General features: G+C 74.0%; 19 protein-coding genes. 10 read left to right on the top strand and 9 right to left on the bottom strand.

Annotation, left to right across the window (positions count from 1 at the left end):
• Positions 1-27: 27 nt before the first annotated feature.
• The gene (locus EV384_RS14760; protein ID WP_130333834.1) at positions 28-927 is read left to right on the top strand and encodes a DUF72 domain-containing protein; all 900 of its coding nucleotides are present in this window, start codon (positions 28-30) and stop codon (positions 925-927) included.
• Between the two features lie 70 nt (positions 928-997).
• Positions 998-1,258 (top strand): hypothetical protein, encoded by a 261-nt coding sequence (locus EV384_RS14765; protein ID WP_130333836.1) that lies wholly within the window; start codon positions 998-1,000, stop codon positions 1,256-1,258.
• A 166-nt stretch (positions 1,259-1,424) separates the two neighbouring features.
• Here the strand turns inward: EV384_RS14765 and EV384_RS14770 are convergent, their stop codons facing one another.
• The 6 genes from EV384_RS14770 to EV384_RS14795 form a co-directional block, all read right to left on the bottom strand.
• Positions 1,425-1,820, bottom strand: a complete 396-nt coding sequence (locus tag EV384_RS14770; RefSeq protein WP_130333838.1) for a hypothetical protein — start codon at positions 1,818-1,820, stop codon at positions 1,425-1,427.
• Positions 1,821-1,973: 153 nt separating this feature from the next.
• Positions 1,974-2,603 carry a hypothetical protein gene (locus EV384_RS14775; RefSeq protein ID WP_130333840.1) on the bottom strand — a complete coding sequence of 210 codons (630 nt, stop codon included), beginning with the start codon at positions 2,601-2,603 and terminating at the stop codon, positions 1,974-1,976.
• 238 nt (positions 2,604-2,841) lie between these two features.
• On the bottom strand, positions 2,842-3,705 hold the full coding sequence (locus tag EV384_RS14780; protein WP_130333842.1) for an alpha/beta hydrolase family protein: 864 nt from the start codon (positions 3,703-3,705) through the stop codon (positions 2,842-2,844).
• Positions 3,706-3,799: 94 nt separating this feature from the next.
• Positions 3,800-5,017: a glycosyltransferase gene (locus EV384_RS14785; RefSeq protein ID WP_130333844.1), complete on the bottom strand. Its 1,218-nt coding sequence runs from the start codon at positions 5,015-5,017 to the stop codon at positions 3,800-3,802.
• Positions 5,002-5,262: a hypothetical protein gene (locus EV384_RS14790; protein WP_130333846.1), complete on the bottom strand. Its 261-nt coding sequence runs from the start codon at positions 5,260-5,262 to the stop codon at positions 5,002-5,004. The genes EV384_RS14785 and EV384_RS14790 overlap by 16 nt, the downstream gene beginning before the upstream one ends.
• A gap of 243 nt (positions 5,263-5,505) precedes the next feature.
• On the bottom strand, positions 5,506-6,726 hold the full coding sequence (locus tag EV384_RS14795) for a globin domain-containing protein (protein ID WP_242624064.1): 1,221 nt from the start codon (positions 6,724-6,726) through the stop codon (positions 5,506-5,508).
• 162 nt (positions 6,727-6,888) lie between these two features.
• Here EV384_RS14795 and EV384_RS14800 point away from each other — a divergent pair, with 162 nt between their 5' ends.
• The 6 genes from EV384_RS14800 (at position 6,889) to EV384_RS14825 (ending at position 14,755) form a co-directional block, all read left to right on the top strand.
• Positions 6,889-7,326, top strand: a complete 438-nt coding sequence (locus EV384_RS14800; RefSeq protein ID WP_130333848.1) for an RrF2 family transcriptional regulator — start codon at positions 6,889-6,891, stop codon at positions 7,324-7,326.
• A 52-nt stretch (positions 7,327-7,378) separates the two neighbouring features.
• Positions 7,379-8,011 (top strand): class I SAM-dependent methyltransferase, encoded by a 633-nt coding sequence (locus tag EV384_RS14805; RefSeq protein WP_130333850.1) that lies wholly within the window; start codon positions 7,379-7,381, stop codon positions 8,009-8,011.
• A 108-nt stretch (positions 8,012-8,119) separates the two neighbouring features.
• Positions 8,120-8,920, top strand: coding sequence for an alpha/beta fold hydrolase (locus EV384_RS14810; protein WP_130333852.1), 801 nt, complete (start codon positions 8,120-8,122; stop codon positions 8,918-8,920).
• Between the two features lie 267 nt (positions 8,921-9,187).
• Entirely contained in the window at positions 9,188-9,907 is a 720-nt protein-coding gene (locus EV384_RS14815; protein WP_130333854.1) for a nucleoside/nucleotide kinase family protein, read from the top strand.
• 268 nt (positions 9,908-10,175) lie between these two features.
• Positions 10,176-12,233, top strand: coding sequence for a DNA topoisomerase IV subunit B (locus tag EV384_RS14820; protein WP_130340564.1), 2,058 nt, complete (start codon positions 10,176-10,178; stop codon positions 12,231-12,233).
• A 32-nt stretch (positions 12,234-12,265) separates the two neighbouring features.
• Positions 12,266-14,755 carry a DNA gyrase/topoisomerase IV subunit A gene (locus tag EV384_RS14825; protein WP_130333856.1) on the top strand — a complete coding sequence of 830 codons (2,490 nt, stop codon included), beginning with the start codon at positions 12,266-12,268 and terminating at the stop codon, positions 14,753-14,755.
• A 75-nt stretch (positions 14,756-14,830) separates the two neighbouring features.
• Here EV384_RS14825 and EV384_RS14830 read toward each other — a convergent pair whose 3' ends face one another.
• The 3 genes from EV384_RS14830 to EV384_RS14840 form a co-directional block, all read right to left on the bottom strand.
• Complete coding sequence (locus tag EV384_RS14830; RefSeq protein ID WP_130333858.1) at positions 14,831-16,174, bottom strand: uracil-xanthine permease family protein; 1,344 nt, start codon at positions 16,172-16,174, stop codon at positions 14,831-14,833.
• A gap of 92 nt (positions 16,175-16,266) precedes the next feature.
• Positions 16,267-16,902, bottom strand: a complete 636-nt coding sequence (locus tag EV384_RS14835; protein ID WP_130333860.1) for an alpha-ketoglutarate-dependent dioxygenase AlkB — start codon at positions 16,900-16,902, stop codon at positions 16,267-16,269.
• A gap of 10 nt (positions 16,903-16,912) precedes the next feature.
• The gene (locus EV384_RS14840; RefSeq protein ID WP_242624065.1) at positions 16,913-17,314 is read right to left on the bottom strand and encodes a hypothetical protein; all 402 of its coding nucleotides are present in this window, start codon (positions 17,312-17,314) and stop codon (positions 16,913-16,915) included.
• Between the two features lie 51 nt (positions 17,315-17,365).
• On the opposite strand from EV384_RS14840, the gene EV384_RS37245 reads away from it, so the two are divergent.
• Positions 17,366-17,542, top strand: a complete 177-nt coding sequence (locus EV384_RS37245) for a hypothetical protein (RefSeq protein ID WP_242624066.1) — start codon at positions 17,366-17,368, stop codon at positions 17,540-17,542.
• Positions 17,543-17,666: 124 nt separating this feature from the next.
• Positions 17,667-18,869: an acyltransferase family protein gene (locus EV384_RS14845; protein WP_130333862.1), complete on the top strand. Its 1,203-nt coding sequence runs from the start codon at positions 17,667-17,669 to the stop codon at positions 18,867-18,869.
• Positions 18,870-18,985: the final 116 nt, after the last annotated feature.

Consider the following 18,985-nt stretch of genomic DNA (forward strand, 5'->3'; position numbering starts at 1 on the left):
CGCCCGGTACGCGGTGCACTGAACTACATGGGTGTAGTCAAGGTGGGAACCTCGTCCTGGGCCGACCAGCAGCTGGTGCGCTCGGGCTGGTACCCGCGGGCGGTCAACACCCCGGCCGGCCGGCTCGGCTGGTACGCGGAGCGGTTCGGGCTGGTGGAGGTGGACACCTCCTACTACGCGATCCCGCTGCCGGAGACCACCGAGGGCTGGGTGGCGGCCACCCCGCCCGGCTTCACCTTCGACGTCAAGGCGTTCAGCCTCTTCACCGGCCACCACACGCCCGTGGCGGCGCTGCCGCCGGACCTGCGCCCGGTCGGCGGCCCGAGCCGGATCCGCTGGCGCGACCTGCCCGCCGGGGCATACGACGAGCTCTGGGACCGGTTCCGGGCGGCGCTGGCGCCGATCGCGGCGGCCGACCGGCTCGGCGCGGTGCTGCTGCAGTTCCCGCCGTGGCTGGCCCGGAGCGCGGCGGCGAAGCGGCGGATCGTCGAGCTGGCCCGGCGGTGCCGACCCTGGCGGGTCAGCGTCGAGCTGCGGCACTCCTCCTGGTTCACCGAGGACGCCGTCGTGGAGACCGTGACCTTCCTGCGCGAGCACGGGCTGACCTACGTCTGCGTCGACATGCCGCAGGGGCACGTCTCCTCGGTGCCGCCGATCCTGATCGCCACCGCCGACCTCGCCGTCATCCGGTTCCACGGGCACAGCACCGCCTGGGAGAGCGGCGACAAGCAGGAGAAGTTCCGGTACGCCTACGGCGAGGAGGAGCTGCGCCGCTGGGCGGTGCTGCTGACCGAGCTGGCCGACCAGTGCGCCGAGCTGCACGTGCTGATGAACAACTGCTGCGGCGACCAGGCCCAGCGCGACGCCGCCCGGCTCGCCGGACTGCTCGGCGTCGACGTCGCCCGGGCGCCGGCCCCCGCCTCCTGACCGTCGCCGGAGGTTTCCCCGGTTCCGGGTCGGGTACCGGCGGTGCCGAGGCACGACGGAGGGGAAACGCGTGAGCGAACGGGACGAGGCGGCGACGGGCCGGCCGGACGACCGGGACCCCCGGGCGACCCGGGAGGCCGAGGAGGCGCACGGCGGCAGCATGGCACCCGGCCTGGTGGACGACACCGGTCACCCGGTGACCGGACCGCCCGAGCCGCAGACCGCGCCCGAGCCGCCCGCGCCGCAGACCGCGCCCGAGCCGCCCGCGCCGCAGACCGCGCCCGAGCCGTCCGCGATGGGGACGCCGGGGGAGGACGGGACCGGCTCCTGACCGGCGGTACGACGGAGGGGTCGTCACCGCCCGGCGTCCGATGTCTACCCAGGCCGGGCTGCACGACCCGGGCCCGTCGCCTCGGAGCCGGACGCCGGCCAGCGCTGACGTACCCGACAACGGCCCGACCGCCGGTGCGGTCGGGCCGTTGCCCTGTTCCGGGACCTCAGCCGCGCCAGCTGACCCCCTCCGGGTGCATGCCGGTCGACTCCTCCAGGGCGTTGTCCGGCAGGTCCTCGCCGGCCCGGTCGTCCGGGAAGGTCCGCGCGCTCGGCGCGGGGTCGGGCGGACCGCCGGGCCCCGCCTCCGGCGTGCGGGTCGGTTCGACCGGGCCGAAACCGTGCCGCCCGGCCGGGTTCCCGTCGGGGGCCGGGGCGCCGGCCCGGCGTTCACCGCGCCGGCCCTCGGGCACCGCGCTCTCCTCGCTGCCCTCGTCCATCGGCGAGTCCTCGCCCGCGCCCCACGGCGCGTCGGCGTCGAACCCGTCGGTCGTGCCCCACGGCTCGGTCGACTCCGGCCCCCGCCGCTTGTCACCCTTGCCCGATCCGTCGTTGCTGGTCATGGCCACCTCGCCTGGTCGGTCAGCCCGTGCCGGCGTTGATTGCCCGCCACCGCGTCGGTCATGCCGCCCACCTCGACGGCGGATCGCGGGCGGCGGCGCAGCGCCGGATGGCCGGCATCCCGGCGGGGCTGCCGGCCGTTGCGCCCGGTCGGGTCAGCGGCCGGACATCGCCATGCGCCGCTTGGCCGTGGCCACGGCGGCCACCTTGCCCATCGTCTTCGGCGCGGCCATCAGGCCACCGGCCCGGTCGAGCATCCCCCGGAACACCTGCCCCGGCTTCTGCTGCTCGCCCATGTACGCCGTCACCACCACCAGCGCGCCGGTCAGCGCCGGGATCGCCCACTGCAGCATCTTCATCTGCCGCTGGCAGGACGCGACGTTCGCCGGTGTCTGGTAGCTCGGCTCGGTGGCCCCCTCAACGGGTGGGCCGCCGGCCTTCTGCAACCGCATGCCGAGCAACCGGCTGTACCCGGTCACCGCGAGCGCGCCGACCGTCAGCGCCGTCTTCACCGCGCTCATCTTCGCCACCCCGGACTGGGCGGCCACGCGTGGGCTCTCGGTGACCAGCTCGCCCACCGAGCCGGCCAGGTGGGCGCCGATCGCCGCGGCGTTCACCGGGGTCCACCGGGCCCAGCCGGCCGAGGCCACCGGCAGCCGCTGCGTCGAATCGTTGACCTGTGCCGCCGCGCCGTTGACGCCGAGCGCTCCCATCAGCGAGCCGCCGAACCAGGCCGCCAGGCCCAGGTCGTGCATCGAGCGCAGTGCGGTGTGCCGTTCTGACATCTGGATCCCCCTCCGCCGTGTTCGGGCGGTGCGGCTTACCCACCATCCGGGCCGCTACGCACGGCGGATCGCCCATGTCGAGGCATGCCGGGTCGGCGCGCCGGGCAAGCGGGCACGATCGGGACGGGGGAACAGCGACGTGCCGGGAACGGACGAGGGTGGGTCGACACACCGGGCGACCGCCATCGCCCTGCTGGCCCCGCGGGTCACCGGCCGGCGCCGGGGGCCGCCGGGCGGGTCAGCGCCGGGGCAGCCCGGCGGCGAACCCGGCCACCCGGGCGGCCAGCGGCGCGGCGGCGCGGACCCAGGTGAAGTGGTCCAGCGGCGCGCCCGCCTCCGCCACCGTGTACCGGTGCCGGATGACCGGCGCGGCGGTGAGCTTGGCGCAGAGGTGGTCCAGGGTGGCGTGCGGGGTGTACTGGTCGTCGTCGACGCTGACCGCCAGCACCGGGGTACGCACCGACCCGACGGCCGTCTCGACGTCCACCCCGTCCAGCATCGGGAAGCGGCCGGTCCGTGCGGTGTACGCCCAGTCCCGGATGACCCCGCGCGCCTGCCGGCCGCCGAACCCCCAACCCGGCCAGACGCCGAGCAGCCGCGCGGTCGTCGCGATCCCCTGGGTGTACGGCAGCACGCCCCAGCCGCGCAGGCCCGGATAGCCGCGCCACCATGGCACGCCGACCGCGACCAGGGCCAGCCCGTCGACGGTGTCCGCGTCGTGCAGCGCCTGGTGCAGCACCGCCACCTGACCGCCGAGGGAGTGCCCGAGCAGCAGCCGGGTCCGCCCGTCGAGCCGGGGCTTGAGCGCCGCCAGCACGGCGCCGACATCGCCGGCCAGCTCCGCGTAGCCGTACCGGCAGGAGCGGTTGGGGACCGGGGTGCTCGCGCCGGTGCCGCGCAGGTCGGCCACGACGACGCCGAGGCCGGCGGCGCGCAGCGCGGTGGCGAACGGCCGGTAGTAGCGGGCCCGGACGCCCATCGCCGGCCAGATCACCACCACCGGCGCGTCCGGCGCGCCGTCCGGATCCGGGTACGTCTGCACGCCGATCCGGGTGCCGTCGACGTCGATGTACTCCTGGCTGTACTCGGGCTCCCCGCTCACCGGCCCAGCCTACGGCCGGAAGCTACCGGCGGGTAGCAGGGGTGTGGACAGGTCCCCGCCGCTCCACGGCCGGAGTGTGCGAGCTGCCCGGTGATCAGGCTGCCGCCGTGGCCGGACGGGCTACCGTGCCCACCGTCGCGTAGATCGCCCCGAGCTGCTCGGCGCAGCGCTTCCACGAGTAGCGGCTGCGGATCCGGTCCAGCGCCGCCGTGGCGTACGCGAAGCGGCGGACCTTGTCGGCCAGCAGCCGGCGGATCGCGGCGCCCAGGGCGCGGGGGTCGCGCGGCGGGACCAGGTCGCCGGTGAGCCCGTCGACGACGGTGTCGGCGATGCCGCCGACATTGGTGCCGATCACCGGTACCCCGCAGGCCATGCCCTCCAGCGGGGCGAGCCCGAACGGCTCGTACCAGGGGGCGGCGACCAGCACGTCGGCCGAGCGGTACCAGGAGGCCATCTCCTCGCGGGGCACGCCGCCGACCAGCTTGACCCGGTCGGCCACGCCGCAGGACTCGGCGAGGGCGGACAGCCGGCGGGCGAAGGAGTCGGCGGGCAGCAGCTCGGCCGGTGGGCCGCCGACCACCACGCACTCGGCGTCCGGCACGGCCGGCATCGCCCGGACCACCTCCAGGAAGCCCTTGCGCTCCACCATCCGGCCGACGGTGAGGATCCGCGGCCGGGCCGGGTCGCGCGGGGCGACCGGGCCGTCCGGGCGGAACACGTCCTGGTTGACGCCGGAGGGCACCAGCGCCATCCGGGACCGGGGCACCCCCATCCGGACCAGCTCGGCGACCTCGTCCGCGCACTGTACGACGACCCGGTCGGCGGCCCGGCCCAGCGCCCGCTCGTAGCCGACCCGCCCTGGTGGGCTGGTGTCCCGGCCGCCCTGGTGCCGTCGCGTCACCGTGCCGAGGGCGTGGTACGTCAGCACGGTCGGCACCCCGGTACGCCGTCCGGCGTGCACGGTGGCCAGGCCGCTCATCCAGAAGTGCGCGTGCGCCACGTCCGGGGTCCAGTCCCCGTGCCGCCACCGGTCGGCGAGCCAGCCGCCGAACTCGCCCATGTACGGCAGCAGCTCGTCCTTCGGCACCCGCTTGGCCGGCCCGGCCGGTACGTGCCAGACCTGGTAGCCGTCCGGGGTGGACACCGACTCGGTCAGCCGGGCGGAGTCCCGGCGGGTGTAGACGCGGACGTCGTGCCCCTCGCCGACCAGCGCGGACGCGAGCTCCGCCACGTGGATGTTCTGCCCGTCGCCGTCCTCCTCGCCGAGGACGGCGAGCGGGCTGGCGTGCTCCGAGATCATCGCGATGCGCATGTTTCCTCCTCCATCAGCCGGTCCCGGTGGGCGCGGAACCGGTCGAGCCCGAAGCGTTCCTTCGTCACCTCACGTGCCCGCGCCCCCAGCCGGTACGCCGCGTCGCGGTCCTCGGAGCACGGCACGGGTCGCCTGCCGTGCCTGCGGCGGCCGAACCGCTCCTCGTCGGCGGCGGCCACCGTCCCGTCGACCACCCGGGCGGCGACCGGGTCGTCGAAGATCGCGTTGATGCCAAGGACGCGCATGAGCAGTCCCTACCCCCGCCTCCGCGCCCTAACCTGTGCGTCATCGACTTCTGCCGGGAGCCGATCGTCGGCTGTGGAAATTCGTCGCCCGCGGCTGACCGTCGCCGGCTTCCCGCGCCCGGCCGGCCGGTACACGGTCGTCCACTCTCCGTCACGCCGGATCCCTGCGCCGGCGGGCCTGTTCCGGCGCAGGGATCCGGTGGCAGGCGCGCGGCGTCCCCGCCGCCGGGCACCTCCGGTGGGTCAGACCCGCTCGTCGCGGAGCATGCCCGGGCCGAAGACCTCGTAGGCGATCCGGTCCGCCGGTACGCCCCGGCGCAGCAGGCCGCCGCGGACCGCGTTCATGAACGGCAGCGGCCCGCAGAGGTGCACGTGCGCGTCGGGGGAGAGCGGGATCAGCTCCGGGTCCACCAGGCCGGTGGCGACCTGTGCCTTCAGCCCGGCCAGCTCCCCGTCGGCGGCGTCCTCGTACCAGAGGTTCAGCCGCAGCCGGGGCAGCCGCTCCTGGAGCCGGGGGAGGGCGTCGCGCAGGGCGTGCGCGGCCCCGGTGCGGTCGGCGTGCACCAGCACCACCGGGCGTTCCGGCTCGGCGACTGCGAGGTGTTCCAGCGCGGCCATCGCCGGCGTGAGCCCGATGCCGGCGCTGACCAGCAGCAGCGGGCCGTCGCCGGCCACCGCGCTGACCTCGCCGAAGGGCGGGCTGAGCCGCAGCGTGTCACCGAACGCGACCCGGTCGTGCAGGAAACCGGAGACCATCCCGTCCGGTGCGTCCCCGGTGCCGCGTACCCGCTTCACCGTGATCCGCCAGTGGTCGGCGCCGGGACGTCCGGAGAGGCTGTACTGCCGGATCTGCTGGCCGCGCCCGGCGTCCAGGTCGACGGCGACGGAGGTGTACTGGCCGGGGGTGAAGCCGGGCACCGGGCCGCCGTCGACCGGGACCAGGGTGAACGAGACGACGTCGGCGGTCTCCCGCACCTTCCCGGTCACCCGCCAGTCCCGCCACACCGAGCCGTCCTCGGGGACCCCGGCCTGCGTGTAGAGGCGTGCCTCCCGGGCGATCAGCTCGCAGGCCAGCAGCCAGTACACCTCGTCCCAGGCCGCCGCGATCTCGGGGGTGACGGCGTCGCCGAGCACCTCACCGATCGCGGCCATCAGGTGCCGGCCCACGATCGTGTACTGGGTGGCGGTGATGCCGAGGGAGACGTGCTTGTGCGCGATCCGGTCCAGGATCGGCCCCCACGGCATCGTCCCGGGGCCGGCCAGGTGCTCGGCGTACGCCACGACGGCGGCGGCGAGCGCGGCCTTCTGCTGCCCGGTCGCCTGGTTGCCGCGGTTGAAGATGTTGAGCAGCTCCGGGTGGGCGTCGAACATTCGCTGGTAGAAACGGCCGGTGATCGCCTCTCCATGCGCCTGCACGACGGGCAGGGTCGCCTTCACCACTGCTGCTGATGATTCCGAGAGCACGACTACTCCTTCAGTGATCCGTTCTGGCGATCACCACTGAACAGGAATCTGAAAGTCCCCTTCTAGGTCGAAGGTCCCGGGTCCGGGGTCGTCTGAATCACATCCGCTGACCGGCTCATCGGCCCGTGTCGCGAGCCGTTCGCGCTGGCTAGGGTCGGTGCCGTGAAGCTCAACCGGTCCACCGACATGGCCATGCGGATCGCCATGCTCACCGCCGCGTCCTCGGCGCGTACCACGGTGGACGAGCTGGCCACCCAGCTCGCGCTGCCCCGCAGCCACGTCGCCAAGGTCGTCCAGCGGCTCCAGCGGATCGGCGTCCTGGTCACCATCCGGGGGCGCTCCGGCGGGGTGGCCTTCGCCGAGCGCGCTGGCGAGCTGACCGTCGGCCACGTCGTCCGGGCCTTCGAGGGCGACGCCGAGGTGGTCGCCTGCGAGCAGCCGGCCTGCCCGCTGCTCGCCGGCTGCCGGCTGCGCGGCGAGCTGCGCCGCGCCCAGGCCGCCTTCCTCGGCGTCCTCGACGGCGTCCGCCTCGGCGACCTCGTCGACGGCCCCGCCGGCCCCCTGCTGCTCACCCTCGGCGCGCCGGGGGCACACGGCTGAGGCCGCCCGGCATAGGCTGCGGGATGACTGGTCCCGGCGGTGGGGAGGATCGATGTCCGTCTCGCATCCGGTGTTCGCGCGGGTCTTCGCGCGGGCCAGCGTCGCAATGGACCGCGCCGGCGCCGCCGAGCACCGGCATCGGCTGGTCGCCGGGCTGACCGGCAAGGTGGTCGAGGTGGGCGCCGGCAACGGCCGGATGTTCCCGCACTATCCGCCGACGGTGGCCGAGGTGCTGGCCGTCGAGCCGGAGCCCCGGCTGCGGGCCGCCGCCCACGCCGCGGCGGCCGACGCCCCGGTGCCGGTCAGCGTGGTGGCCGGGCTCGCCGAGGCCCTGCCGGCCGCCGACGCCGCCGCCGACGCGGTGGTGCTGTCGCTGGTGCTGTGCTCGGTGCCGGACCAGGCGGTCGCCCTGCGGGAGGCGCGCCGGGTGCTGCGCCCGGGCGGGCAGCTGCGCTTCTACGAGCACGTGGTCGCGGAGACCCCGGGGCTGCGCCGGGCGCAGCGCTGGGCCGACGCGACGATCTGGCCCGCCGTCTGCGGCGGCTGCCACACCGGGCGGGACACCATCGGCGCGATCGGCGCCGCCGGCTTCACCGTCGTCGAGCTGGACCGGTTCCGCTTCCCACCGACCGGCATCACGATGCCGGCCTCGCCGCACGTGCTCGGCTCGGCGGTGCGGCCGTGACCCGGGGCGGCGCGGCGGTACCGCAGTGACCCGGGGCGGCACGGCGGCCGACAGCACGCCGGCCCGGGGCGGGGGCTCCGGCGCCGTCGACCGGAAGGAGACACGGGGATGACCGCGACGACCGGGTACGCGCCGGTGAACGGGCTCCGGATGTACCACGAGATCCACGGCGAGGGTCGGCCGCTGCTCCTGCTGCACGGCGCCTTCTCCGACATCACCACCGACTTCGGCGACCTGCTGCCGCTGCTCGCCCGTGGCCGCCGGGTGATCGCCGTCGAGTTCCAGGGCCACGGGCGCACCGCGGACATCGACCGTCCGCTGACCATCGAGCAGTTGGCCGCGGACTGCGCCGAGCTGCTCCGTCACCTCGACGTCGGACCCGTCGACGTCTTCGGCTTCAGCGTCGGCGCCGGCGTCGCCCTGCAACTGGGCCTGCGCCACCCCGACCTGGTGGACCGCCTGGTGCTCGCCTCCATCACGTACGACAGCGCCGGTTTCCACCCCGGGCTGCTCGACGGGATCGAGCAGCTCCAGCCCGAGCACCTGCACGGCTCGCCGTACCACGCCGGGTACCTGCGGCTGGCCCCGCGACCGGAGGACTTCCCCACTCTGGTGGCGAAGGTGAAGGAGATGGACCGCAACCTGCCGGACGTGCCGGCCGACGAGGTCCGCGGGCTCGCGGCCCCGGTGCTGATCGTGGTCGGTGACTCCGACATCGTCCGCCCCGAGCACGCGGTGGAGCTCTTCCGGCTGCTCGGCGGGGGCGTGGCCGGCGACGCGGTGGGGCTGCCCCGCAGCCGGCTGGCGATGCTCCCCGGCACCAGCCACGTAGGGATGATGCAGCGGGCCGACTGGATCGCCGCGATGGTGGACGACTTCCTCGGCGTGGCCGCGCCCGCAAGCGCCTGACGGTCAGCGGCGGCCGTCCGGCCCGCCCGCCGCCGCTGATGAAGCTGTCGGCCAGCGCGACGGCGGCGGTGGGCAGGGCGGCCGCTGCGGCCCCGGGTGGGGCGACGGCGGCCGACAGCGCGGCCGAGGCGACGGCGAGCGCCGCCGCCAGCACGGTTCGACGGAGCACGGACATGCGCGGCCTCCGTCCAGCCATGGAATCCTCTGGGCGGCGATCGGGCCAACGCGCGTGTGCCGGCCGTCAACGGCCGGACATACGATCGGTCGATGGCAGCCCTCGTGCACCAATCGGTCTCCACCTGGCAGCAGCCGTTGCCACCGGTCGCGTCACCGGCCCGGCAGGCCCTGGTCGACCTGCTCGCGGCGCGGATCCTGGAGTCGGGCCCCGGTCGGCTGCGGATCGGCGTCGACGGCTTCACCGCCGCCGGCAAGACCTCGCTCGGGCACGAGCTCGCCGAGCGGATCGCCGTCGCCGGCCGCCCGGTCCTGCGGGCCAGCCTCGACGACTTCAAGCGTCCCTGGCGGGACCGGCACCGGTACGACCGCTTCTCCGGCCCCGGCTACTACCGCAACGCCTTCGACCTGGCCGCGATCCGCGACCTGCTGCTGGCGCCGGCCGGCCAGGCGGGCTCCGGGCGTTGCGTGCTCTGCCTGCGCGACCCGCTCACCCAGCTCGACCACGCCGACGTCGTCACGCCGGCCGCGCCGGACGCGGTGCTCGTCGTCGACGGCGTCTTCGCCTTCCGTCCCGAGTTGGACGACCTCTGGGAGCACCGGATCTGGCTGGACGTGCCGGCCGAGCTCTCGGTGCGCCGGGGCGTGGCCCGGGACGCCGACCGGGAGGGCGCCGAGGCGGCCGAGCGGCTGCACCGGGACCGCTACCTCGCCGCCGAGCAGGTCTACCTGGCCGAGGCGGACCCGGTCCGCCGGGCCGACGTGGTCGTCGACAACAGCGACTTCGGCCGACCGCGCCTGCTGCACGGCTGAGCCGTATTCCCTGCCCGCGGACCGGGCGGGTCGGGAAGACAACCGGTGGGGCAGGTCGTTGTCGTCCACGGACGCCCGCCCCGCCCGCGCCCCGCCGCGGGTCGGCGCAGGCCCCGTGCGAGGGTGACGTAACGGCACACCCGGCGGGTGCCACGGCGTTGTCACAGCGCCGGGCTAGGCTCGCTGCGGCGCGCCGCGCGTGGCGGTCGAGTGGGTGAGATCGACACGTGAGCGGCACCACACCGCCGAGACCTGGGAGTACGACCAGTTGACCGCACAGCCTGAGACCCTGTACGGGGCCGACGACCTCACGCACCTCGAGGGGCTGGACGCCGTCCGCAAGCGCCCCGGCATGTACATCGGCTCGACCGACAGCCGTGGCGTGGGTCACCTCGTCAACGAGATCCTCGACAACTCGACCGACGAGGGTGTCGCGGGTCACGCCACCAAGGTCGAGGTGATCCTGCACGCCGACGGCTCGGTGCAGGTCGACGACGACGGCCGGGGCATCCCCACCGACGTGCACGCCAAGTCCGGCATCTCCGGCGTCGAGCTGGTGCTCACCCGGTTGCACGCCGGCGGCAAGTTCGGCGGCTCGGGCTACAAGACCTCCGGCGGGCTGCACGGCGTGGGCGCCTCCGCGGTCAACGCCCTCTCCCGGCGGTTCGACGTCACCGTCCGGCGCGGTGGCAAGGTCCACGCGATGTCGTTCCGGCACGGCGTACCGGGGATCTTCGACGGGCCCGGCCCGGACGCGCCCTTCACCCCCGGTCCGGGCCTGCAGATCGTCGGCGCGATGAAGCGCGGCCAGCGGACCGGCACCTCGATCCGGTGGTGGCACGACACCCGCTACTTCGAGACCGGCGCCCGGCTGGACACCGAGGCGGTCCGGCTCAAGCTCCGCAACACGGCGTTCCTCGTCCCCGGCGTGGCCTACCGGCTGCGCGACGAGACGGGGGAGGAGCCCACCGAGGAGGGCTTCCACTTCCCCAACGGCCTCAGCGACATGGTGGAGTTCCTCGCCCCGGCCGGCGACCGGCCGGTCTCCGGCACACTGCTGATCACCGGCGAGGGGACGTACCGGGAGAACGCCGCCGACGCCAACGGCGTGATGCAGTCCAACGTGCAGCGCCGGGCCGAGATCGAGGTCGCGTTCCGCTGGGGCACCGGCTACGAGCGCACCGTGGAGTGCTTCACCAACACCATCCGCAACGCGCACGGCGGCACCCACCGCAAGGGCTTCGAGCGGGCCCTGGTCCGCACCCTGGCCGAGGCGGCCCGCAACACCCGCGGCATGCTCCGCCCCAAGGAGGACGCGCCCACCCTGGACGACGTCCTCGAGGGGATGACCGCCGTGGTGCACGTCCGCATTCCGGAGCCCCAGTTCACCTCGCAGACCAAGGACGAGCTCTCCACCGCCGGCATCACGAAGGTGATCCAGGGCCTGGTCGAGCAGCACCTCAAGGCCTGGCTGGAGGACCGGCGCACCAAGGCCGAGGCGCGGACGGTGCTGCAGAAGATCGTCGACGCGGCCCGGGTCCGGCTGACCCAGAAGCAGCAGAAGGACGCGGCCCGGCGCAAGACCGCCCTGGAGGGCGCGTCGATGCCGGCCAAGCTGGTCGACTGCCGGGCCACCGGGGTGGACCGCAGCGAGCTGTTCATCGTGGAGGGAGACAGCGCGCTCGGCACGAGCCGGATGGCCCGCTCCTCGGAGTACCAGGCGCTGCTGCCGATCCGCGGCAAGATCCTCAACGTGCAGAAGGCGAACCTCCAGCAGGTGCTGGACAACGCCGAGTGCGCCGCGATCGTGCAGGTGCTCGGCGCCGGCTCGGGGCGGACCTTCGACCTCTCCGCGCTGCGGTACGGCCGCGTGCTGATCATGGCCGACGCGGACGTCGACGGCGCGCACATCCGCACCCTGCTGATCACGCTCTTCGCCCGGTACATGCGCCCGCTGATCGAGGCCGGCCGGCTCTTCGCCGCCATGCCGCCGCTGCACAAGATCACCACCAAGGGGCGCAACCCGCAGACCATCTACACCTACACGCAGGCGGAGATGGCGGCGACCGTCCGCAAGCTGGAGAAGGCCGGCAAGCAGATCGTCACCCCGATCCCGCGGTTCAAGGGCCTCGGCGAGATGGACGCCGACGAGCTCTGGGAGACCACCATGAACCCGGCCACCCGGGCGGTCCGCCGGATCACCCTCGACGACGTCGAGGCGGCCGAGCGGATCCTCGAACTGCTGATGGGGGAGAAGGTCGAACCCCGCCGCAACTGGCTGATCGACTCGGCCGACCGGGTCGACCGCGAGGCGATCGACGCATGACCACCGGGTTCGTTCGGAAGGAAAGCTGAGTCATGGCACGCCGCAAGGAAGACCGCACCAAGGCGGACCTGTCCGCCTTCGACCAGGCCGGCGCGCGGGTCTTCGACAACCCGCTGGTCACCGAGGTCTCCGACTCCTACCTGGAGTACGCCTTCTCGGTCATCCACTCCCGGGCCCTGCCCGACGCCCGGGACGGCCTCAAGCCGGTGCACCGGCGGATCCTCTGGTCGATGTACGAGCAGGGCTACCGCCCGGACCGGGGCCACGTGAAGTCGGCCCGGGTGGTCGGCGACGTGATGGGCAAGTACCACCCGCACGGCGACACCGCCATCTACGACGCGATGGTCCGCCTCGCCCAGGACTTCTCGCTCAACGCGCCGCTCATCGACGGGCACGGCAACTTTGGAAGTCCGGACGATGGACCGGCTGCGGCGCGCTACACCGAGGCGCGGATGTCCCGCGAGGCGATGCTGCTCGTCGGCGAGCTGGGCGAGGACACGGTCGACGTCGAGCCGAACTACGACGGCTCGCTGACCCAGCCGACGGTGCTGCCGGCCGCCTTCCCCAACCTGCTGGTCAACGGCGCGTCCGGGATCGCGGTCGGGATGGCGACCAACATGATCCCGCACAACCTCGGCGAGGTGGTCTCCGCCGCCCGCTGGCTGATCAACCACCCGGACGCCGACCTGGACAAGCTCATGGAGTTCGTCCCCGGCCCCGACCTGCCCACCGGCGGGCTGCTGCTCGGCCTCGACGAGGTGCGCCGGGCGTACGAGACCGGGCGCGGCGTGGTCCGGATGCGCGGCCGGGTGGAGATCGGCCCGCTCGAGGGCAGCCGCGGCCGACAGGCCATCACGGTCACCGAGCTGCCGTACGGCATCGGCGCGGAGAAGGTCATCGCGGCGATCACCAACGAGGTCAACAAGACCAAGCGGCTCACCGGCATTGCCGACGTCAAGGACCTGACCGACCGGGAGAACGGCACCCGGCTGGTCATCGAGTGCAAGGTGGGTGTCAACCCGCAGGCGCTGCTGGCCGACCTCTACCGGCTCACCCCGCTGGAGCAGTCCTTCGGCGTGAACAACCTGGTCCTGGTCGACGGACAGCCGCAGACCCTCGGGCTCAAGGCGCTGCTGGAGGTCTTCCTCGCCCACCGGTACGACGTGGTGACCCGGCGCACCTCCTACCGCCGCCGCAGGCGCGAGGAGCGGCTGCACCTGGTTGACGGCCTGCTCATCGCCCTGCTCGACATCGACAAGGTGGTGAAGCTGATCCGGGGCAGCGACGACGCCCAGGCCGCCAAGGACGGCCTGATGCGCCAGTTCAAGCTCTCCGACATCCAGGCCACCTACATCCTGGACACTCCGCTGCGCCGGCTGACCAAGTACGACCGGATCGAGCTGGAGGCCGAGCAGGAGAAGCTGCGCGGCGAGATCGCCGAGCTCTCCACCATCCTCGACGACGAGAAGGTCCTCCGGAAGCTGGTCTCCGACGAGCTGGCCGCCGTGGTCAAGCAGTTCGGCGCCCCGCGCCGGACCACCCTGGTCGACGGCGACCTCAAGGAGGTGCTGGCCGCCTCCGCGCCGGCCGGGCCGCTGGAGGTCGCCGACGACCCGTGCCAGGTGATCCTCTCCGCGACCGGGCTGGTCGCCCGGACCGCGGCCGAGTCGGAGGAGGCCGCCGAGGGGCGGCGACGCAGCGGCCGGGTCAAGCACGACGCGGTACGCGCGGTCGTCCACTCCACGGCGCGCGGCCGGGTGCTCGTGGTGACCAGCGCCGGCCGGGCGTTCAAGATCGACGTGCTGCCGCTGCCGGTGCTGCCCGAGCAGTCCGGCACGGTGTCGCTGCGCGGCGGCATGTCCGCGGCCGAGCTGGTGCCGCTGGAGCCGGGCGAGACGGTGGTCGGCCTCGCGCCGCTCGGGCCGTCCGCCGAGGGCTCGCCGGGCCTGGCCCTGGGCACCCGGCAGGGCGTGGTCAAGGTCTGCGCCCCGGAGTGGCCGGTCCGCTCCGACGAGTTCGAGGTCATCTCCCTGCGCGAGGGGGACGAGGTGGTCGGGGCGACCTGGCTCACCGACGGCGCGGAGACCCTCGCCTTCGTCTCCTCCGAGGCGTCCCTGCTGCGCTTCGCCGCCTCCGTGGTCCGGCCGCAGGGCGTCAAGGGCGGCGGCATGGCCGGCATCAACCTGCCGGACGGGGCCCGGGTGGTCTTCTTCGGCGCGGTCCGCACCGACGACCCGGGCCACGGTGAGCCGATGGTGGTCACCTCGACCGGGGCCACGGTGAAGGTGACGCCGTTCGTGGCGTACCCGGCGAAGGGGCGGGCGACCGGCGGGGTCCGCGCGCAGCGGTTCCTCAAGGGCGAGCTGGAGCTGGCCGTGGCCTGGATCGGCTCGCGCCCGGTCGGCGCGACGGCCACCGGCGACCCGGTCGAGCTGCCCCCGGCGGACCCGCGCCGCGACGGCTCCGGCTTCGCCGTCATGCTCGGCCCCACGGTTGTCGGCCACCGCGTCGACCGCGACTGACCGCCGGCCCGTGTCGATCAAGAGGTTTGCGTCATCCAGAGGCTCTCTGGTGACGCAAACCTCTTGACCACCGGGTCAGAGTTCGGGTTCGGGGCCTCGGCGGGAGTCGGGGGTGGTGCCGCGCAGGCGGGCGATCAGGCGCATGCCGTGGTAGATCACCAGGGCGGCGACGGTGCCCAGGGCGATGCCGTTGAAGGAGAGGTCGCCGGCCGTCAGGGTGTAGTTGGCGGCGCCGATGATCAGCGCCACGGCGGCGGTCATCAGGTTGACCGGGTCGTGGAAGTCGACCCGGTTCTCGATCCAGATCCGGGCGCCGAGGATGGCGATCAGGCCGTACAGCGCCGTGGTGGCCCCGCCCAGCACGCCGGCCGGCACGGTGAGGATCAGCGCGCCGAACTTCGGGCTGAGCCCGAGCAGCACTGCCGCCACCCCGGCCACCCAGTACGCCGCCGTCGAGTAGACCCGGGTCGCCGCCATCACCCCGATGTTCTCCGCGTACGTGGTGGTGCCGGAGCCGCCGCCCGAGCCGGCCAGCACGGTGGCGATGCCGTCGCCGAGGAACGCCCGGCCCATGTCCCGGTCCAGGTTGCTGCCGGTCATCGCGGCCACCGCCTTGACGTGCCCGGCGTTCTCCGCGATCAGCACCAGGATCACCGGGATCACCAACACCACCGCCCGCAGGCTGAAGCTGGGCGCGTGGAACTCGGGCAGCCCCACCCAGGCGGCCTCCTTCAGCCCGGTCACCGCCTTCGGGTCCAGCTCGCCGAGGACGGCGGCGAGCACCCAGCCGACCAGCACGCCGAGCAGGATGGAGAGCCGGGCCAGGAAGCCCCGGAACAGCACCGTGGCGAGCAGGATCGCGACCAGGGTGACCACCGCGATCAGCGGCTGCGCCTTCACCCCGCCGTTGCCGCCGCCGTCCCAGGCGACCGGCGCGAGGTTGAGCCCGATCAGCGCGACGATCGCGCCGGTGACCACCGGCGGCATCAGCGCGTCGATCCACCGGGCCCCGGCGAGCTGCACCACCACGCCGACCAGCGCCAGCGCCGCGCCGGCCACCACGATGCCGCCGAGCGCCGGGCCGATGTCGCCGCCGGCCTTCGCGGCCAGCACCGGCGCGATGAAGGCGAACGACGAGCCGAGGTACGACGGCAGCCGGTTGCCGGTGATCAGCAGGAAGAGCAGCGTGCCGATCCCGGAGAAGAAGAGCGTGGTGGCCGGCGGGAAGCCGGTGATCAGCGGCACGGTGAAGGTGGCGCCGAACATCGCGACCACGTGCTGCACGCCGACCCCGACCGTACGGGGCCAGGAGAGCCGTTCACCGGGGTGGACCACGTCGCCCGGTCGGATCGACCGGCCGTCGCCGTGCAGGCTCCACGGCGACCGACGGGACCGCGGTGCGGTGGGGGACTGGGTCATGGTGCGCCCTTCGCGTCGTCAGGTGACGGGGGCGTGATCGACCCTGAGAGTTGTTTCTAGCACGAACCCGGCCGCCGCCCGGTATCGGCCGGTCAGGAGACACCGGTGGGGCGGAACTGGACGCTGACCCGGGGGCCGACCGGGCGGCTGGTCTTGGGGATGGCGTGCTCCCAGGTGCGCTGGCAGGAGCCGCCCATCACGACCAGGTCGCCGTGGCCGAGCGGGAAGCGCAGGCTGGCCCCGCCGCCCCGGGGGCGCAGCAGCAGCGGACGCGGCGAGCCGAACGAGACGATGGCGACCATCGTGTCGGTGTGCGCGGAGCGGCCCATGGTATCGCCGTGCCAGGCGACGCTGTCCCGCCCACTGCGGTAGAGGCACATCCCGGCGGTGACGAACGGCTCGCCCAGCTCGGGCGCGTAGTGTCGGGTCAGCGCCTCCCGCGCCCCGGTCAGCACGGCGTGGGGCAGCGGCCGGCCGGCGGCGTACCAGCAGAGCAGGCGCGGGACGTCGACCTCGGCGTCGTACATGGTGCGGCGTTCGGCCCGCCAGGGCACCTCGTGCAGCAGGATGTCGAGCACCGTGTCGGAGCCCCGCACCCAGCCGGGCAGGTGGTCGACCCAGGCGCCCCGGCTCAGCTCGTGCCGGCGCAGCCGGCCGGCCAGCGGGCCCAGGCTGGCGCCCTGCTCGGCGAAGTCCAGCATCGAGGGCTGGTAGGCGACGTCGGACACGACGCAGATCCTACCAACATTTCGAACAGGCGTACGACGGTCGGCGGCGCAGCATCCGGCGGACCCGGCCGCCGACCGCCTGGCGCAGCCGCTCGCGCAGCTGCTGGGCGCGGTGGGTCTCGACGGTCTCCCGCAGCGTCCGGTTCTGGTCGCGCAGCCACCGGATCCGGGTCAGCAGGTCCGGCGGGGCGGTCGCCGTGGCCGGCCGCACCGCCGGCGGGAACGTGGTCTCGCGGACCCGCCGGTCGAAGCGCGCGGCGCTGTCCCCGTCGGCGAACGAGTGGCCCAGGTCGTGCCGGGCGAGGAACCCGGTGATCGCCTCGAAGCGGGCCTTGTGGCCGTCGTTGAGCGCGGTGTAGTCGGCCTCCTCGTAGAGCCGGGCCGCGTCGACGTCGGCGGGGACGTCGCGCATCGCCCGGTGCGGGATGCCGAAGTAGCGGGCCAGTTCCAGGGTGCGCGAGTCGTGCGCGAAGAGGTACCCGGGGTTTCGGAGACCAGCGCGGTGCTGGTGCCGTGGATCCGGGTGCCGAAGGCGAAGTCGAACCCGGAGAGGTACTCCATCCAGGTCCACGGGTCCACGAACATCCCGCGTGCCGACCGCCAGGTCGGCCCGGAGGCGGTCGGAGGTACCAACCGGTAGGGTGCCCGGCGGCGGCGTCGACCCTGGGCGCCGTCGTGGGTGGTCCCGGTGGTCCGCCCGTCGACGACCCCGCCGAGGAGGAGACGCGCGTGCTGGTGACCCTGGTGACGGTCGGTTCCCCCGCATGACCGGCGCCCCGACCACCGCCGCCGCCCCGACTCCCGCGATCGCCGGCCGGCTGCCGTCCCTGACCGGGCTGCGCTGGGTGGCCGCCCTGCTGGTCTTCGGCTTCCACGTCGGCACCATGCGGATCGTGGCCGAGCCGGACTACAAGGCGGTCGTCGACTGGCTGTTCACCCTCGGCCTCTCCGGCGTGGAGTTCTTCTTCATCCTCAGTGGATTCGTGCTGGTCTGGTCGTACCGGGACGGCGAGCGCCGGAGGACCTTCCTGCGCCGCCGGCTCGCCAAGATCTACCCGAACCATCTGCTGATGTTCGGGGTGGTGCTCCTCGTCGGGCTCTGGTTCGCCGACCCGGTCAACGTCTGGGCGGCGCTCGGCAACCTGGCCCTGGTACAAGCCTGGAACCCCACCCCCGGCTATTTCTACAGCGTCAACACGGTCAGCTGGTCGCTCTCCTGCGAGCTCTTCTTCTACCTCTGCCTGCCGTTCGTGCTGCCGGTGCTGCGCCGGCTGCGCCCCGCAGCGCTGTGGGCGGTGGTGGTCGCCGCGCCGCTGCTGATCGTCGCGCTCTGGCCCGGGCAGCGCCTGCTGCCCGAGGAGAGCCGGTGGTGGTTCACCCAGGTCTTCCCGTTGGTGCGGTCCCTGGAGTTCTGGATGGGCGTGGCCGCCGCCGAGCTGATGCGCCGGGGGCGCTGGCGGGGGCCGGGCCTGACCGCCGCCAGCCTGCTCTTCGTGGCCACCTGGGCGGTGGCCGCGCAGTGGATCCGGTCGGAGCTCTGGGCGGGCCTGCTTGCCGTGGCGTACCTGCTGGTCATCACGGCCGCGGCCGACGCGGACGTGCGCGGCCGGCGGACCCCGTGGCGGTCCCGGCCGATGGTCTGGCTCGGTGAGGTCTCCTTCGCCTTCTACCTGGTGCACGTCTTCGTGATGGTCACCGTGCTCCGGCTGACCGGCCACTGGGGTGTCGGTCTGCGCGGCTGGTGGGGCCCCCTCGCCGTGCTCGGCTTCCTGCTGGTGAACCTGGTGCTCGCCGGCGCCCTGCACCGGTACGTCGAGACGCCGATGATGCGCCGGCTGGGACCGCCCCGCCGGGCCCGCGCGCGGACCGCCCCGGCCGCCGCCGTGCCGGGCCAGGTCGGACCCGCCGCCGCCCGCGCCGGGCAGGCCAGACCGATCGAGTACGCCGGGCGGCGCGACCCGGCCTGAGCCGACCGGCGGGCGAGGCGCCGGTGACTCGTCTTCGTCACCAGCTCGCCGGGCCTGTCGTGGTGCTGGCGTGGATGCGCTGCCGCGCTGTGTCCACCCTGGTCGGTGCCGCGATC

The sequence above is a fragment of the Micromonospora kangleipakensis genome (assembly GCF_004217615.1).
GTDB lineage: Bacteria > Actinomycetota > Actinomycetes > Mycobacteriales > Micromonosporaceae > Micromonospora > Micromonospora kangleipakensis.

What these genes read in the sequence shown, in the direction of transcription:
- EV384_RS14760 (WP_130333834.1), top strand. Translation starts at nt 28, where the DNA reads ATGGGTGTAGTCAAGGTGGGAACCTCGTCCTGGGCCGACCAGCAGCTG.
- EV384_RS14770 (WP_130333838.1), bottom strand. Translation starts at nt 1,820, where the DNA reads ATGACCAGCAACGACGGATCGGGCAAGGGTGACAAGCGGCGGGGGCCG.
- EV384_RS14775 (WP_130333840.1), bottom strand. Translation starts at nt 2,603, where the DNA reads ATGTCAGAACGGCACACCGCACTGCGCTCGATGCACGACCTGGGCCTG.
- EV384_RS14785 (WP_130333844.1), bottom strand. Translation starts at nt 5,017, where the DNA reads ATGCGCATCGCGATGATCTCGGAGCACGCCAGCCCGCTCGCCGTCCTC.
- EV384_RS14790 (WP_130333846.1), bottom strand. Translation starts at nt 5,262, where the DNA reads ATGCGCGTCCTTGGCATCAACGCGATCTTCGACGACCCGGTCGCCGCC.
- EV384_RS14805 (WP_130333850.1), top strand. Translation starts at nt 7,379, where the DNA reads ATGTCCGTCTCGCATCCGGTGTTCGCGCGGGTCTTCGCGCGGGCCAGC.
- EV384_RS14810 (WP_130333852.1), top strand. Translation starts at nt 8,120, where the DNA reads ATGACCGCGACGACCGGGTACGCGCCGGTGAACGGGCTCCGGATGTAC.
- EV384_RS14815 (WP_130333854.1), top strand. Translation starts at nt 9,188, where the DNA reads ATGGCAGCCCTCGTGCACCAATCGGTCTCCACCTGGCAGCAGCCGTTG.
- EV384_RS14825 (WP_130333856.1), top strand. Translation starts at nt 12,266, where the DNA reads ATGGCACGCCGCAAGGAAGACCGCACCAAGGCGGACCTGTCCGCCTTC.
- EV384_RS14830 (WP_130333858.1), bottom strand. Translation starts at nt 16,174, where the DNA reads ATGACCCAGTCCCCCACCGCACCGCGGTCCCGTCGGTCGCCGTGGAGC.
- EV384_RS14840 (WP_242624065.1), bottom strand. Translation starts at nt 17,314, where the DNA reads ATGCGCGACGTCCCCGCCGACGTCGACGCGGCCCGGCTCTACGAGGAG.
- EV384_RS14845 (WP_130333862.1), top strand. Translation starts at nt 17,667, where the DNA reads ATGACCGGCGCCCCGACCACCGCCGCCGCCCCGACTCCCGCGATCGCC.